The 15809-nt window shown below is 33.4% G+C and carries 16 protein-coding genes; 7 read left to right on the top strand and 9 right to left on the bottom strand.

The window, feature by feature from the left end; translation table 11 throughout:
- Window positions 1-78: 78 nt before the first annotated feature.
- From hutU to J7E44_RS16535, 7 genes are all read right to left on the bottom strand, one after another.
- The gene (gene hutU / locus J7E44_RS16505) at window positions 79-2064 is read right to left on the bottom strand and encodes a urocanate hydratase (protein WP_214831512.1); all 1986 of its coding nucleotides are present in this window, start codon (window positions 2062-2064) and stop codon (window positions 79-81) included.
- Window positions 2065-2183: 119 nt separating this feature from the next.
- Window positions 2184-2606 carry an endonuclease domain-containing protein gene (locus J7E44_RS16510; protein ID WP_214831513.1) on the bottom strand — a complete coding sequence of 141 codons (423 nt, stop codon included), beginning with the start codon at window positions 2604-2606 and terminating at the stop codon, window positions 2184-2186.
- 143 nt (window positions 2607-2749) lie between these two features.
- Window positions 2750-3037: a hypothetical protein gene (locus J7E44_RS16515; RefSeq protein ID WP_214831514.1), complete on the bottom strand. Its 288-nt coding sequence runs from the start codon at window positions 3035-3037 to the stop codon at window positions 2750-2752.
- Window positions 3038-3091: 54 nt separating this feature from the next.
- Window positions 3092-4066, bottom strand: a complete 975-nt coding sequence (locus tag J7E44_RS16520; protein WP_214831515.1) for a 2-hydroxyacid dehydrogenase — start codon at window positions 4064-4066, stop codon at window positions 3092-3094.
- Between the two features lie 81 nt (window positions 4067-4147).
- Window positions 4148-4405 carry a prevent-host-death protein gene (locus J7E44_RS16525; protein ID WP_214831516.1) on the bottom strand — a complete coding sequence of 86 codons (258 nt, stop codon included), beginning with the start codon at window positions 4403-4405 and terminating at the stop codon, window positions 4148-4150.
- Window positions 4406-4548: 143 nt separating this feature from the next.
- Window positions 4549-4941, bottom strand: a complete 393-nt coding sequence (locus J7E44_RS16530; RefSeq protein WP_214831517.1) for a DUF1801 domain-containing protein — start codon at window positions 4939-4941, stop codon at window positions 4549-4551.
- Window positions 4942-4943: 2 nt separating this feature from the next.
- Window positions 4944-5597 carry a protein-L-isoaspartate(D-aspartate) O-methyltransferase gene (locus J7E44_RS16535; protein ID WP_214831518.1) on the bottom strand — a complete coding sequence of 218 codons (654 nt, stop codon included), beginning with the start codon at window positions 5595-5597 and terminating at the stop codon, window positions 4944-4946.
- Window positions 5598-5757: 160 nt separating this feature from the next.
- Between J7E44_RS16535 and J7E44_RS16540 the strand changes: the two genes are divergently transcribed.
- From J7E44_RS16540 to J7E44_RS16570, 7 genes are all read left to right on the top strand, one after another.
- A complete protein-coding gene (locus J7E44_RS16540) occupies window positions 5758-6720 on the top strand; it encodes a Gfo/Idh/MocA family protein (RefSeq protein WP_214831519.1) in 963 nt (320 codons plus the stop codon).
- A 217-nt stretch (window positions 6721-6937) separates the two neighbouring features.
- Entirely contained in the window at window positions 6938-8668 is a 1731-nt protein-coding gene (locus J7E44_RS16545) for a cellulase family glycosylhydrolase (protein ID WP_214831520.1), read from the top strand.
- A 66-nt stretch (window positions 8669-8734) separates the two neighbouring features.
- A complete protein-coding gene (gene bla-A, locus J7E44_RS16550) occupies window positions 8735-9613 on the top strand; it encodes a CGA/CIA family class A beta-lactamase (protein WP_214831521.1) in 879 nt (292 codons plus the stop codon).
- Window positions 9614-9698: 85 nt separating this feature from the next.
- A complete protein-coding gene (locus J7E44_RS16555) occupies window positions 9699-10109 on the top strand; it encodes a hypothetical protein (protein WP_214831522.1) in 411 nt (136 codons plus the stop codon).
- Between the two features lie 19 nt (window positions 10110-10128).
- Window positions 10129-11019 (top strand): 3-hydroxybutyryl-CoA dehydrogenase, encoded by an 891-nt coding sequence (locus tag J7E44_RS16560; RefSeq protein ID WP_214831700.1) that lies wholly within the window; start codon window positions 10129-10131, stop codon window positions 11017-11019.
- Window positions 11020-11098: 79 nt separating this feature from the next.
- On the top strand, window positions 11099-12415 hold the full coding sequence (locus tag J7E44_RS16565; RefSeq protein ID WP_214831523.1) for a hypothetical protein: 1317 nt from the start codon (window positions 11099-11101) through the stop codon (window positions 12413-12415).
- A 36-nt stretch (window positions 12416-12451) separates the two neighbouring features.
- Window positions 12452-12691 carry a DUF8828 family protein gene (locus J7E44_RS16570; protein ID WP_007845674.1) on the top strand — a complete coding sequence of 80 codons (240 nt, stop codon included), beginning with the start codon at window positions 12452-12454 and terminating at the stop codon, window positions 12689-12691.
- Window positions 12692-12742: 51 nt separating this feature from the next.
- On the opposite strand, the gene J7E44_RS16575 is transcribed toward J7E44_RS16570, so the two are convergent.
- Together J7E44_RS16575 and pheT are read right to left on the bottom strand one after the other, a co-directional pair.
- Window positions 12743-13153, bottom strand: a complete 411-nt coding sequence (locus J7E44_RS16575; protein ID WP_214831524.1) for an META domain-containing protein — start codon at window positions 13151-13153, stop codon at window positions 12743-12745.
- Window positions 13154-13334: 181 nt separating this feature from the next.
- Window positions 13335-15737: a phenylalanine--tRNA ligase subunit beta gene (pheT, locus tag J7E44_RS16580; RefSeq protein ID WP_214831525.1), complete on the bottom strand. Its 2403-nt coding sequence runs from the start codon at window positions 15735-15737 to the stop codon at window positions 13335-13337.
- Between the last annotated feature and the right edge of the window lie 72 nt (window positions 15738-15809).

The following is a 15809-nucleotide window of genomic DNA, read 5'->3' on the forward strand; positions in this document are numbered from 1 at the left end:
TCATTATTCTATTGTTTTGTATAAAAATAAAAAAACTTTGCAACAAGCAAAGCTTTTTATTGAATATTTTTTACAAAATTATAATAAATTATCATCAACCATATTAGGAAGCGTTACTTTTAAGTTTGGCTCTACTTCCATAGCTCTCTTTATAGCGAAGATTGCTCCTTCATTTCTTGCCCAGCTTCTTCTTGAAATACCGTTATTAACATCCCAGAAGAGCATAGATTTCAATCTTCTGTCAGCCTCATCACTCCCATCCAACAACATTCCGAAACCACCATTGATCACTTCTCCCCAACCAACTCCACCACCATTGTGAATAGAAACCCAGGTTGCACCACGGAAACTGTCACCAATTACATTATGAATTGCCATATCAGCTGTAAATCTTGATCCGTCATAAATATTCGAGGTTTCTCTGTAAGGAGAATCTGTTCCCGATACATCATGATGATCTCTTCCCAATACTACAGGTCCGATTTCACCACTTTTAATAGCTTTGTTGAATGCTTCTGCAATTTTCATTCTTCCCTCTGCATCGGCGTAAAGAATTCTAGCCTGAGAGCCAACAACCAGTTTATTTTCCTGAGCTCCTTTGATCCATTGAATATTATCTTTCATCTGCTGCTGAATTTCTTCCGGAGAACCTTGCTGTATCTCTTCCAGAATCTGGCAGGCAATAGTATCTGTCTTATGTAAATCTTCAGGCTTTCCACTTGTACATACCCAACGGAATGGTCCAAAACCATAATCAAAACACATAGGCCCCATAATATCCTGGACATAACTTGGGAATTTAAACTCCCTCCCCAAAGTAGGATTTTCCGCCATTACATCTGCCCCCGCTCTGGAAGCTTCTAATAAAAAGGCATTTCCATAATCGAAGAAATAAGTTCCTTTTTCAGTATGTTTATTAATAGCTGCAGCATGTCTCCTTAAAGTTTCCTGAACTTTTTCTTTGAATAATTCAGGATTCTCAGCCATCATAGTATTAGATTCTTCGAAACTTTGTCCGACAGGGTAATAACCTCCGGCCCAAGGATTGTGAAGTGAAGTCTGGTCTGAACCGATGTCGATTCTTAAATTTTCCTGATCAAATTTCTCCCATACTTCAACGATATTTCCTAAATAAGCTAAAGAAACAGTTTCCTTATCTTCCTGAGCTTTTCTTATTCTGGCTACCAATTCATCAAGATTTTCATGAATTTCGTTCACCCATTTTTGATCGTGACGGATTTTCGTGATCTTAGGATTAACCTCAGCACATACGGTAATGCAACCGGCAATATTCCCTGCTTTTGGTTGCGCTCCACTCATTCCTCCCAATCCAGAAGTCACGAATAAACCACCCTGAGTTTCTTTTTTAATTTTTCTGAAAGCATTCAGCACCGTAATCGTTGTTCCATGAACAATACCTTGTGGTCCGATATACATATAGCTTCCGGCAGTCATTTGTCCATATTGAGAAACCCCCAATGCATTGAACTTTTCCCAATCGTCAGGTTTTGAATAATTAGGAATAACCATTCCATTGGTTACCACGACCCTTGGTGCATCTTTGTGAGAAGGAAATAATCCCATTGGATGCCCTGAGTACATGGTCAAAGTCTGCTCATCTGTCATCTCAGACAAATATTTCATCGTCAAAAGATACTGAGCCCAGTTTTGGAAAACAGCTCCATTTCCACCATATGTAATTAATTCATGAGGATGCTGCGCCACGGCATAATCCAGATTATTTTGAATCATGAGCATAATAGATTTTGCCTGCTCAGATCTTCCAGGATACTCTGATATTGAGCGAGCTTTCATTTCATAATCCGGGCGAAAACGATACATATAGATTCTACCGTATTTTTCAAGCTCTTCTTTAAATTCTGGTATTAACTCTGCATGAAACTTCGGTTCGAAATAACGTAAAGCATTCTTCAAGGCAAGTTTTTTCTCTTCTTCACCTAGAATTTCTTTACGTTTTGGTGCATGATTAATATTAGTTTCGTATGGTTTGGGTTGCGGCAACTGGTTAGGAATACCTTGTTGTATTTGTTCTTGGAAAGTCATATTTATATTAAAGTTCTTCGTTTAAAATTCAAAGTTTTAAAGATATTCAAATTAGAAAATATAATGCAAAGAAAACATAAAAAATTCCCCCCTTTTACTGGTATGGATCTCAAAATTAATTAGATTTCAGAGGCTGGTACAGATCCAAAATGCAGAATAATAAAACTTTCTAATTCTCCCATTACAACAGTAAGGTTATTTTTGATGGCTAAGTCCGTAATTCTAAAAACTTTTAATCCTAATGATTCTAAAAATTCTTGTCTTATACTATCATAACCTTGTTTTGAATCTTCAATTTCTACAACCAGGCCTAAATTATTCACATAAAAATCTACAATATAATTTCCAATGATTTTTTGTTTATCAAAGTCAATTTTATGAAATGATCTGGCACGAACCAGCATCCAGAAAAGCACTTCACTTAACATCCCTGTTTTGCGCTTATTTTTTAGGAGAACTTTCAGTTTTGGATTATAGGGTAAATTATCAACGAAATTTATCTGAATAGGGATTTCATTGATATGTGTAAGAATTTGATTCATGTTATGTTTTTATATGGATGTCACAGCTTCTCGTTCACTTGACAGGTATTTCAAAAGACCAGAATTTTCCATCTTCTAAGTTAAGAATTAAAAACCCAGGATTGAGCAAATAAAAAACCTTACTCAATTGAGTAAGGCTGGTTTTATGTAAGTACATCATCATTTTCTTCTTCATGATCATCATCATTATCACTGGTACTCCAATAATTATTCTCTTCATCTTCTGAGCCGATTTCCTCCATATCATCATCTTCATCTGCACCGGGAACATCAAGATCCATATCATAATCTTCCGCATTTTCATCGATTATTGGATTTCCATCCCCATCCAACGGAATATGTTTTTCTTTATTAAAAAAGTCTTCATTAGGATTATAATCCATTTCTCTTAACTTTCTATTTTGCTCGTTGATGTTGTCTTCTGGTATCATACTATTAGTATTTAAAGTTATATGTTATAGAACAAAAATAATTCCAAGTTTCATTTAATTATGGTAAACTTCAGGATTCACACAATGAATCATCTTCTCCCCTTTTGAAAATGCAATGATATTTTCCGCGGCAACTTTTGCCATTCCGTTTCTGGCCTCAATTGTTGCTGAACCAATGTGTGGAAGTATACAAACATTAGATAATCCTAATATAGGGTCATCTTTTAGAATTGGTTCCGGATTGGTAACATCTAAACCAGCCCCCCAGATTTTCCTTGAAACTAATGCTTCATATAAATCTGTTTGATTATGAAAACCACCTCTGGCTGTATTAATGAAGATAGCATTAGGTTTCATCCTCTCAAAAACCAGGTTATTAAAAAGATCTTTCTGCTCAGGTACAAAATTAGCATGAATGCTTAAAACATCGGCTTGTTCAACCAGCTCATCAAAAGAAACGTATTTTGCATTCAATTCTTTCTCAGCTTCTTCATTATGACTTCTATTATGATAAATGATATTCATATCGAAAGCTTTCAGAGACTTCTTTGCCATTTCAAAACCTATTCGTCCCAATCCGAAAATACCTAAAGTTTTCCCGTACAATTCCTGACCTAAAGCATGTAAAGGATCAAAATCACCCCAATTTCCTTCTTTTACTTTCTGAAAATTATAGCTGGCTCTTCTTGCTACCGATTGCATCAATAAAAAAGCAACATCGGAAGTCGCCTTACTTAATACATCTGGTGTATTTCCAATAGGTATATTTCTATGATTAGCTTCCTTTATATTTACATGATCAAAACCTACAGAATATAGAGCAATTGCTTTTACATTTGGACATTGTTCAAAAAAATCTTTATCAAATGAATGATTTCCTACATTTAAAATAGCATCTGTATCTTTACAATAGCTAAGCCACTCTTCATGAGATAAGTTATCATTTTCAGGTATAGTTATTTCTAATCCTGCATCTTCAAGCATTTTTATTCCAATTTCCGGAATTCTTTTATTAATGAATACTTTCATTGTTTAATATTTATACATTTTTTAAATAAAAAACCTCACTCCTTATATAAGTGAGGCCATAACTTTATTATTTAAAAATTATTACTTATCTTCTGATTGTTCTTTATTCTTATCCCAGTCCCCGGAAGTCATTTCCTGAATCTCATTCCAAATATCCTTAGCTGATTTTTGCGTGTGGTTCATAAAACTCTTTGTAGTTTCCTGATTTTTGCTTTTCATATCATTTACATAATCCTTTGCCTGCTGAGCATATCCATCAAGACTATATCCTGGATTATTGGAGATATTTTTCTGGATATTACTAAAATCGTGTGATGATTTAAATCTGTTTGTGTCCATAATAATAAGATTTAAGTGATTTCGTCATAAGAATACTTCAATTTCTATTCCGAAAAACACCTTCGTAATATTATTTTTAATGAACAATTTTGGTGATCTCCTTTAAGAAAAGGATTATTGAAATTTTAAATCAAAATTACAGTTTATTTTAACCGAATCAATTCTCCTTTTCTTTTAACAATATTTTTATAATCCCATTGGATTTGTCGAGATTTTTCAAGCCATCTTTTCAAATCATCTTCACTGATTTCCTGTTTGGAAGTATATCTTTTCTCTGCTGCCTTAAAAGTTCCTTCTATTTTTAGACCTTCCTCACCAAAGGACTGTCCACTCCAAAATAGCAGACGCACAGAATTTTTTAATTTACTATATCCCACAATAGGATTTCCATCCAGAAACCATACAGGATGCCTATGCCAGATTTTATTTTCTGCATCCTGTAATTCAGCATCAATAATAAGAGATAGCTGTATACAGATTTCCTGATCTGACTTCGACTGTGTATTATTATAATCTGTAATATCAGGATGTATCATATTTATGTATTGGTATTATTAAGCATTGGAACAAATTTATATGCTCCGAATTCCTCTTTTTCAATTTCAGTCGGAGAAATTTTTGTGAACCTATATAAAACCTGTTCATCGGTTGGACCCAAAGGAATAACCATTTTCCCACCTACTTTTAACTGTTTCAACAATTCTGTTGGTAAGACGGATGCTCCACAAGTAACAATGATCTTATCAAAAGGGGCAAACGTTGGTAGTCCGGCAAAACCGTCACCAAAGCTTTGAAATTTTGGAAAAAGATGAAGCTCTCTAAATTTTTTCTTCGAAAAATCAAATAAATCCTTCTGTCTTTCAACAGTGTATACCAAACCTTTCATAGCCAATAAAACAGCAGTTTGATATCCACACCCTGTTCCGATTTCAAGTATTTTTTCTCCCGGTGTCACCTGTAAAAGTTCTGATTGCTCAGCAACTGTTGAAGGATGAGAAATAGTTTGATGTGCGAGAATTGGAAAAGCACGGTCTTCATAGGCAAAATCTTCAAAAATACTTTCTATAAAAAGATGTCTCGGAACTTCATTCATTGCCGAAAGTACATTCTTATCCGTAATCCCAATTCTTTGCTGAAGGTATTCAACTAAGATTTTTCTTTTTCCTTTATGTACAAACGAATCTTGCGTCATTAGATAGTAGTTATTAGGTTGCAGGTACTAGTTTATCACAAAAATAAGGATTAGATTTTAGATTTCAGGAAACAGCAGGAATTTTTGCTGATTAAAGTCAAAAGTGTTTATATCTAAAATCTCGTACCTAATTTATATCTTTACAAAAATTAAAAAAGCTATGTTGAAAGCAGGTTTGGTAGGTGCCGGACATTTGGGAAAAATACACTTAAAACTTCTCAATCAATCAGATAGGTATGATTTTGTAGGTTTCCACGACAAAGATGTAGAAAACGGAAAAAAATTAGAAGCCGAATTCGGTTACAAATATTTCGAAAATTTTGATGATCTATTGGACCAGATTGATATGCTGGATATTGTAACACCAACGGTTTATCATTATGATTACGCTCTGAAAGCGATCGAAAAGCGACTGCATTTTTTCATTGAAAAACCTGTTACCCAAACGCTTCAGCAAGCAGAAGAAATCCTTTATAAATGTCGTGAAAATGGGATTAAAGCCCAGGTAGGACACGTTGAGAGATACAATCCTGCTTTTATGGCAACTAAAGAATACATCAAAAACCCAATGTTTATTGAAATCCACCGATTAGCAGAGTTTAATCCTCGTGGAACGGATGTTTCTGTTGTATTGGATCTAATGATCCATGATCTGGATATTTTATTGAGCATGGTTAAATCTAAAGTAAAGGTCATTCATGCCAGTGGCGTTTGTGTGGTAAGTAAAACTCCGGATATTGCAAATGCACGAATAGAATTTGAAAATGGATGTGTTGCCAATCTTACGACTTCGAGAATCTCTATGAAGGCGATGAGAAAAAGTCGTTTCTTCCAGAAAGATGCTTATATCTCCGTTGACTTCCTTGAGAAAAAAGCAGAGGTGATCCGCATGAAAGATGCTCCTGAAGTACCTACTCCATTTGATATGATCATTGAAAATGCTGATGGAGAAAAAAATCAGATTTTATTTGAGTATCCAAACATCCAGCCCAATAATGCTATCCTTGATGAATTAAATTCGTTTGCAGATTCTATTACACAAAATAAAAATGTAGAAGTATCATTGGAAGATGGAACTGAAGCTTTGAAAATCGCTTTGGAAATTATGAAACTGATCAGCTAGATTATATAGATTGTAGTTTTCAGAAGATCCTAATACTTCATTTCTGAATATGATAATTATCATCTACAAATAATATTCAGCATAAAATTTATTCCTCTTTAAATTGTTCACCTATTTAGAGAGGAATTTTAATTTTAATTCAATAATTTTTAAATATATTTGTGATTACTAAACATTTAATTCTAAAAGTAATCCCATAATCTTATAAAATCAAACTATGAAAAGAACCATCCTACTATCCGCACTTTTATTGTCTCAATTTGGGACATCGCAATTATTAAAAACAAATGGTCAAAAAATCGTTAATGACAAAGGTGAGAATATCCAGCTTAAAGGCTTAGGTTTAGGAGGATGGATGTTGCAGGAAGGCTATATGCTTAAAACAGCAGATTTTGCAGGTCCACAATATAAAATCAAACAGAAGATTTCTGAGCTTATTGGAGAGGATGGAATGAATGAATTCTACAAAGCTTATCTGAAGAATGGAATTACAAAACAAGATATTGATTTTCTTGCTAAATCAGGATTCAATTCTATCAGACTTCCAATGCATTACAATCTGTATACTTTACCTATTGAAAAAGAGTCAGTAAAAGGCCAGAATACATGGTTAGAAGAAGGTTTTAAAATGACAGATGATTTATTAAAATGGTGTGCAGACAATAAGATATACCTTATCCTCGATCTTCATGCAGCACCTGGAGGACAAGGAAACGATGTGAATATTTCTGATAATGACAAATCAAAACCTTCACTTTGGGACAGTGAAGAAAATCAGAAAAAAACAATTGCCTTATGGAAAAAACTTGCTGAACGATATAAGGATGAGCCATGGATTGGAGGTTATGATCTCATCAACGAGCCAAACATCAACTTCACGGGGAAAAACCCAAATGGAACGGATGAAATGTCAAATGCTCCTCTCTGGAAATTACAAAAGGATATTACCACCGCTATCCGGGAGGTTGACAAAAAGCACATTATTATCCTTGAAGGAAATGGCTGGGGAAATAATTACAACGGATTGATACCACTTTGGGATAACAATATGGTTTTCAGCTTCCATAAATATTGGAACAATAATGATGATGCCACAATAAAAGGCATTCTCGAGCTAAGAGAAAAACACAATATACCGATCTGGTTAGGTGAAACAGGGGAAAACTCTAATGTGTGGTTTACAGAGTTGATACAGTTGATGAATAAACACAATATTGGCTACGCTTTCTGGCCAATGAAAAAGATTGACAACACAGCGGGTATTGCCAATGTAAAGATCACTCCGGAATATCAGAAATTGCTGGATTATTGGAAAAACGGTGGTGAAAAGCCATCAAAAGAAATGGCAACAAAAGCTTTAATGAAGATTGCTGATAATTATAAATTCAATAATACTGAAATTAAAAATGATGTTGTAGATGCTATGTTCAGACAGACAACGGATGACTCTACGAAACCATTTAAAAATCACAATGCACCAGGAAGGGTTTTTGCTACAGATTATGACTTAGGAAGGATGGGTTCCGCGTATATGGACAATGATTTCGTTAATCTCTGGGTAAGTGATCCTGCCAAAAGGTCTGAATGGAATGCTGGTCATCAAATGAGAAATGATGGGGTTGATATTTATCCATGTAACGATAAAATCACTAATCAATACTATGTAGGAAAGACAGAAAAGGGAGAATGGATCCAATATACCATCAATAGCAAAACAGATAAAAGCTATACTTTCGACATCAGATATGCAAGTGGTAGTGAATCTAAAATAAAAATCTCAGATGCATCTGGAAACGAATTAGCAAGTGTTTCATTGTCGTCCACAGAAGGTAAAGATAAATGGAAAACAATTTCAGCTAAAGGTATCAACCTGAAAAAAGGTGAAAACAAAATCAGGATCGTTTTTGAAAATGATGGTGTAAATCTCAACTATTTTGAAGTGAAATAATAATTATATTAAATTACAAATCCCTTTTTAAGTTCTAAAAGGGATTTATTTTTTAAATTTACTGCTATGAAAAAAGCAGGCTTATTATTTCTTTTTATTTCGGCATTTTCCTTTGCACAAACAACAGCTCTGGAGCAAACTATAAATTCGATTATTAATAACAAAAATGCTACAGTAGGAGTTTCTGTCCTGGGAATTGAAGATCCCTTCAACTATAATAAGAACGGAGAGAAAAAACTTCCAATGCAGAGTGTTTTCAAATTTCATATTGCCAGTGCCGTTTTGGACTTTGTAGATAAAGGAAAGTTATCATTACACAAGAAAATCTTAGTGAAAAAGTCTGACCTTCTTGATGATACATGGTCCCCATTACGAGAGAAATATCCTAATGGTAATATCGAACTTCCACTAAGTGAAATTATCGACTTTACAGTCGCTCAGAGTGATAATAATGGCTGTGATATCCTTTTGCGCTTAATTGGTGGAACCGCTACTGTTCAGAAATTTATGAATTCCAAAGGAGTTAAAAATTTCCAGATCAAATTCAATGAGGAAGAAATGCACAAAAGCTGGGATGCACAATATGAAAATTATAGTACAACCAATTCAGTTGCAGAAGTTTTAAAAAAGTTCTATCAGGGAAAACTACTCTCTAAAAAATCTACTGATTATCTGATGCAGGTAATGCTTGGAACAAAAACGGGAACGAATAAATTAATTGAACAGCTTCCAAAAAACACCCCTATTGCTCATAAAACGGGTTCTTCGGGAAAAAATAAGAATGGACTGACTGGTGCTGAAAATGATATGGGAATTATCACATTATCTAATGGGAAGCATTATGCAATTGCTGTATTTGTAAGCAACTCAACTGAAACAGATGTTGTAAACTGCAAAATTGTTTCGGATATTTCCAAGGCCGTTTGGGATGATTTTAATAAGTAAATTTTAAAGCTTAATTTTAGGACAAAGAAAAAGACTACAGGTAATCGGTAGAAAACTTTGCTTAAACTTAACTCAATGTATTAAAATGAAAAAAACGGCCATACTTCTAAGCATTTTTTGTTTTACATTCTTTTTTTCACAAAAGAATCAAAACTATTTGCAAGTAGGTTACGCAAGTATTTGTTGCGGAACTCCTTCCGAACAACCTGTTATCAATTACATATCTCAATTTCAGAAAAAAAACAAGACCAAACCCTTTGAAATATACAGACAAAGTGGCTTAGGAAGAGAAGGCGAGTTTAATCTATATATAGGAATTGATGCCTTATCAAAAACTAAAAAAAGCAATTTTATATCAGGTCTGAAAACAGCTGTTTCATTACAAAACATGAAAAAAAATAAAAGCAGTGAAGGAAATGTGAATTTTGATGAAACACAAATTCTTACAAAAGCTGATTTAGCAAATTCAAGAAATTTAACTATCTATAAAAAATAATTTAATTTAAGGAAAAATGATCAAAAACGTTGTAGTTATCGGAGCTGGAACCATGGGAAATGGTATTGCACATACTTTTGCGCAAAGCGGATTTAAGGTAAACCTGGTAGATGTATCTCAAGATGCTTTAGATAGAGGATTAAAAACCATTACCACCAACCTCGACAGAATAATTGCAAAGGGCAACCTTACAGAAGAACAAAAAGCAGAAACTCTAGGAAATATAACCACTTTTACTGAACTTAAAAATGCTGTTGGATCAGCAGATTTAATTGTAGAAGCGGCTACTGAGAATCAGGATCTGAAATTAAAGATCTTTGGACAAATGGATGAATTTGCTCCTGAAAACTGTATTCTGGCAACTAATACTTCTTCTATTTCTATTACAAAAATAGCAGCTGCAACAAAAAGAGCTGATAAAGTAATCGGTATGCATTTTATGAATCCGGTTCCTATTATGAAATTGGTAGAAATTATCAAAGGCTATTCTACTTCTAAAGAGACTTTTGATATCATCTATGATATGAGTAAAACATTAGGAAAAGTTCCTGTGGAAGTTAATGATTATCCTGGTTTCGTTGCCAACAGAATTCTAATGCCAATGATCAATGAGTCTATTGAAACTCTTTATAATGGTGTTGCAGGTGTTGAAGAAATTGATACCGTAATGAAGTTGGGAATGGCTCATCCAATGGGTCCTCTCCAATTAGCAGACTTTATTGGTCTTGATGTATGTCTTGCAATTCTTAATGTAATGTATGACGGTTTTAAAAATCCTAAATATGCTCCAAATCCATTATTGGTAAATATGGTGATGGCAGGAAAACTAGGTGTAAAATCCGGTGAAGGGTTCTATGATTATTCTGAAAGCAAAAAAGCAGAGAAGGTTTCAAAAATGTTTTTAAAATAGTTTTAAATACATAAGTTGTACGTTATATCGCGATATGGCTAAAAATACTTATAATCGTTAATCAACGACCTGCAGCTTAATGAAAATTAAAGAAAAAAATATTCAGATATCATTGGTCATCATTACTATAGTGATGACCATTTTACGTTTTTTACTCAACGAAAAAGGCAGGGTAAATCCGGACTCGATCCGTTACATGAGATTTGCACATGTGTTTCCAACAATTGATAATACAACCACTCCATTGGGATATCCTTTAAGTATTAAGTTCTTTACTTATTTTGGTTTTGATGAATTCTGGAGCAGTAAACTTGTTGGAATTCTGGCCTTCCTATTCATCGTTATTTTTTCTTGGAAAAAGAATTTTTATCCTAAGGAATCCATTGTTATCAGTGCTTTGTTCAGCTTTGTTTCGATATATGCATATACGATGAGTGAAGCATTGATCCTTCCTTTCGTATTTCTATTCTTATACACCGCTCATTTAATTATCATTGGAAAATTAAAGAAATGGAAAGCCATATTCTACCTTTCTTTATCTTTAATAGCACTATATAATATCCGTTACAGTTCATTATTCATTATTGGTGGAACCGGACTTTTTGGATTAATGGTTTGGAAAAAAAAATATGCTAAAATATTTATAGTCTCAGCAATGATAGGATGTATTTTCATCGTTGCCTATAAGTTTCTATTTTTAGATTATTTTAATGAAAGCTATATCAATCAATTTCTGGAAATGGGATTACATCCTACTTCACAACTGTTAAAAGAATTATTTCAAGGGCTTACGACCTCCTTCAACCCGTTTATTCATATGGCAGATCCGGGTGGCGGATTGATAAATTATGCAATTTATGGAATTGGCCTTCTCAATATATTGTTGATGGTATTTCTCTTTGTAAGAAGCAAACTTTCAGAGACGGAATTTTTCTTTATTGGTATTGGTATTTCAGGTATTATATGTTCTTATTTTGTCCAATATTTTTACTCTGTAAATCCATTAGATTATAGATTAATTGCGCCATTCAGCTTTCCGATCTGGTTGGTATATTTCAAAAAATTATTTAGCCTTTTTGATATTAAAGTATATGTAATTGGAGCATTGAGTTTATTATCTGGTGTCTTTTTCACCTGGCTTTCGAAAGGAAACTATCTTGAAAACAGAAAGAATATAGAACAGTTTTTACAATCCGAAAATTTAAAGAATATCCCTATTAAATTCTATATTGAAACTGAAGAAGATCTGGAAAAAATACAAATTGCGGAGTTAATAAGCACGGTAAATCCTAATGTAAGTCTAACTTTTAAGCCAAAAGACACCTTACAAAAAACCACATTAACGCGATATAAAGTTTTACAAAAAATTAGAATCGACAAGAACAAGTATCAATAATTTTATTATCTTTGAGAAAGTTAAAATATTAAAAAAATGAAATTACCAAAGTTTTTATTAGCAGATAATTCGGAATTTCCTGAGGATTTATTCGTGGTTCATACTGAATACCCAAGATTTATCTTAAACGTTGAGGAAGAAGAAGTTGAGTGGCTAGATGATTTGGAAGGCGACGATGAAGAGACCATGGCAGATGAAGCTACTAAAGTGGTAGAAGCAGCATTCAAATGGTGTGACGAAGAATTGGCTAAGTACGATGAAGAAGAGGAAGAATAAGAAAAAACATTAAAGCATAAAAAAGGAACTCAATTGAGTTCCTTTTATTTTTTATTCTGATTTATTAAATTTCAATAATAAAAGATTGTCTTTGTATAGTTCTAATGTAGTTCCGGAAATTACATATTTGTTAGCTTTCCCCATCATATCCATAAAGTTCTGCTCTACATTCATATTATCACAAGCCATTTTTGTAGAACCCATTTGGCCCGCAGCAAAATTACCTGTAGAAGTATCCAACTTCACTGTTCCAAAATAATTGTTGCATCCTGCATTTCCATTGATCTTTTCTCCTTCGATATTCAATGTAGGAATTTTTCCTTTTACATTATCTGCTAATGTCCATTTCGTATTCACTAATGACGGTTGAGATTTCCCTACTTTTGAAGCAGATGCGCTTGACATAGTTCCGCACGACGCCAAAATCACGGCTGCACTTATACTTAAAAAAAGATTTTTCATTTTTTTCTTTTTTGATTTAACCAAATTTACGGAAATTATATTATTTAAACGCTTTTCAAAGAATTTTATTATACTGCAGAACTTTATATTAGTGAAATTATTTAGTATAAAGCTATGGCAATTAGCAACAAAAAAGACGGGCTAACCCGTCTTTTTACTATATTATTTTTATAATATTCTTTTATGATCTCAATTCCGCATTAAATTCTTTTTGGAAAGATTTAATTAAAGAATCCATTACTTCTGAGATTTCTTTTTCTTCCAAAGTTTTTCCTTCATTCAGCAATTCGAAGCTCATAGCATACGATTTTTTTCCTTCAGGAAGGTTTTTCCCTTCATATACATCGAATAAATTAATATCCTTGATAAATGGAGATTTATTCTTTTTTGCTGTTTGATATAATTCCTGATAAGTAATATTTTTATCAATCAACAAAGCTAAGTCTCTTCTTATTTTATTGAATTTAGGAATATCTTTGAACTTTAATTCGTTTGTAGAACGTAGTTGCTGAGCCAATTCCAATTCTATTTCAGCATAGAAGCAATCCTGATCAATATCAAAATCTTTCAATAGATTTGTAGAAACCTTCCCGATTCTTACTAAAATTTTCCCATCTGCTTCATAAGCTAATGCATCAGAGAATCTTTCATCAGATAAAGCAACTTCTTTATAATCGATTGCCAATTTCTCTAATAATACCTTTACGTATGCTTTCAAATTATAAAAATCTGTTGCCGATTTCGGCTGTAACCAGTTTTCTGCTACATCTCTTCCGGAAACCAGAATAGCCAGTTGCTTTCTTTCTTCATACTGAGCTCTTTTGTGGTAAATTTTTCCAAATTCAAAGAACTTTATATTCTGATTTTTTCTGTTGATGTTATAGATGGCATTTTGAAGAAGTCCTTCCAATAAAGATTTTCTCATAAATGCTAAATCACCACTTAAAGGATTCAATAACTTCACAGCATCAGTTTCATCCTTTACAGAAGTTAATGAGTTGTTCATTACTTCATTGAAACCTACACTTTGTAAAGTTCTTGCCCAATTGTTTTCCAACTCATCCTGATCATTTGCACTTAATTTAACAGGTGTAAATGAGATCTTTTGTGGAGCATCAATTTTGTTGTATCCGTAGATTCTTAAGATCTCTTCAATAACATCTATTTCTCTTGTTACATCCGCTCTGTAAGCAGGAACAGAGATCTCCAGTCCATTCTGAATTTCATTTAAAACCTTTATTTCAAGAGCTTTTAAAATCTCTTTTACTTTCTCTCTATGGATTTTAGTTCCTAAAATCTGTTCAATTTTAGAAAATCTTATAATCACGTAACTGTCTTCAATTTTCTTCGGATATTCTTCCAATAGTTCACCTACCAGTTTTCCTTCAGCAATTTCCTGGATCATTTTGATCGCATGGGTGATCGCTGTTCTTGTGATATTGGGATCTACACCTCTTTCGAATCTGAAAGATGCATCTGTATTCAAACCATGAAGCTTAGCTCCTTTTCTCACTGCTACCGGATTGAAATAAGCACTTTCCAGGAAAATAGTTTTTGTTTCGTTAGAAACTCCAGAATTGGCACCCCCGAAAACTCCGGCAATACACATTGGTTTATCTTTTCCATCTTTGATCATGACTTCAGAACCATTTAAAGTTCTTTCAACACCATCTAAAGTAGTAAACTTCGTTCCTTTTTTTACCGTTCCAACCTTTACTTTTTTATCTGCTATTTTATCTGCATCAAAAGCATGGAGTGGCTGTCCGAATCCGTGAAGAATATAGTTTGTAATATCTACAATGTTGTTGATAGGACTTAAACCAATTGCTTTCAATCTGTTTTTTAACCAAGCCGGAGACTCTGCTACTTTTACGTCTTCAATAACTGCTCCGATATACCTTGGGCATAATTCAGTATCTTCTACTTCTAAAGTAAAACTGTGAGATCCCTCATTATTTAATGCTTCAGAAGCTACTTTTTCAAACTGTGCTTTTTGCTGATTGGTTGAAAGAAAAGCGTATAGATCTCTAGCAACACCATAATGTGACATTGCATCAGTTCTGTTTGGTGTTAAACCAATTTCGATAACCTCATCATTTGTCAATTCAAAATAATCTGCAAAATTCTTCCCAACTTCATATTGAGTTTCATCTAAAACCATTATTCCACCATGATCCTCACTAAGACCTAATTCGTCCTCAGCACAAATCATCCCCTGAGAAACTTCACCTCTGATCTTTGCTTCTTTGATTTCAAAAAAGTTTCCGGTTTTATCATAGATTTTTGTTCCAACAACTGCTACAGGAACTGTTTGTCCTGCTTCTACATTGGGAGCACCACAAACAATGTTAAGTACTTTTCCGTTTCCTATATCTACAGTTGTTTTCTTTAGTTTATCAGCATTTGGATGTTTTTCACAGGTTAAAACTTTACCTACAACAATTCCCTCTAAACTGCCTTTTACACTTTCAAATTTATCTATACCTTCAACCTCAAGACCTATATCAGTAAGGAATTCACCGATTCTTTCAGTTTTCAATTCCGTTTTTATGTAATCTCTCAGCCAGTTATTTGATATTTTCATCTGCTTAAATCTATTTTTTATCAGTCAGACTCAACCATTAAGCGGTTTCATCCGTATTATTTTGAAAAACTT

It is taken from the genome of Chryseobacterium sp. ISL-6 (assembly GCF_018613715.1).
GTDB lineage: Bacteria > Bacteroidota > Bacteroidia > Flavobacteriales > Weeksellaceae > Chryseobacterium > Chryseobacterium paludis.

What these genes read in the sequence shown, in the direction of transcription:
- J7E44_RS16545 (WP_214831520.1), top strand. Translation starts at nt 6,938, where the DNA reads ATGAAAAGAACCATCCTACTATCCGCACTTTTATTGTCTCAATTTGGG.
- J7E44_RS16570 (WP_007845674.1), top strand. Translation starts at nt 12,452, where the DNA reads ATGAAATTACCAAAGTTTTTATTAGCAGATAATTCGGAATTTCCTGAG.
- J7E44_RS16520 (WP_214831515.1), bottom strand. Translation starts at nt 4,066, where the DNA reads ATGAAAGTATTCATTAATAAAAGAATTCCGGAAATTGGAATAAAAATG.
- J7E44_RS16575 (WP_214831524.1), bottom strand. Translation starts at nt 13,153, where the DNA reads ATGAAAAATCTTTTTTTAAGTATAAGTGCAGCCGTGATTTTGGCGTCG.
- bla-A (WP_214831521.1), top strand. Translation starts at nt 8,735, where the DNA reads ATGAAAAAAGCAGGCTTATTATTTCTTTTTATTTCGGCATTTTCCTTT.
- J7E44_RS16515 (WP_214831514.1), bottom strand. Translation starts at nt 3,037, where the DNA reads ATGATACCAGAAGACAACATCAACGAGCAAAATAGAAAGTTAAGAGAA.
- pheT (WP_214831525.1), bottom strand. Translation starts at nt 15,737, where the DNA reads ATGAAAATATCAAATAACTGGCTGAGAGATTACATAAAAACGGAATTG.
- J7E44_RS16525 (WP_214831516.1), bottom strand. Translation starts at nt 4,405, where the DNA reads ATGGACACAAACAGATTTAAATCATCACACGATTTTAGTAATATCCAG.
- J7E44_RS16530 (WP_214831517.1), bottom strand. Translation starts at nt 4,941, where the DNA reads ATGATACATCCTGATATTACAGATTATAATAATACACAGTCGAAGTCA.
- J7E44_RS16565 (WP_214831523.1), top strand. Translation starts at nt 11,099, where the DNA reads ATGAAAATTAAAGAAAAAAATATTCAGATATCATTGGTCATCATTACT.
- J7E44_RS16555 (WP_214831522.1), top strand. Translation starts at nt 9,699, where the DNA reads ATGAAAAAAACGGCCATACTTCTAAGCATTTTTTGTTTTACATTCTTT.
- hutU (WP_214831512.1), bottom strand. Translation starts at nt 2,064, where the DNA reads ATGACTTTCCAAGAACAAATACAACAAGGTATTCCTAACCAGTTGCCG.
- J7E44_RS16510 (WP_214831513.1), bottom strand. Translation starts at nt 2,606, where the DNA reads ATGAATCAAATTCTTACACATATCAATGAAATCCCTATTCAGATAAAT.
- J7E44_RS16540 (WP_214831519.1), top strand. Translation starts at nt 5,758, where the DNA reads ATGTTGAAAGCAGGTTTGGTAGGTGCCGGACATTTGGGAAAAATACAC.
- J7E44_RS16535 (WP_214831518.1), bottom strand. Translation starts at nt 5,597, where the DNA reads ATGACGCAAGATTCGTTTGTACATAAAGGAAAAAGAAAAATCTTAGTT.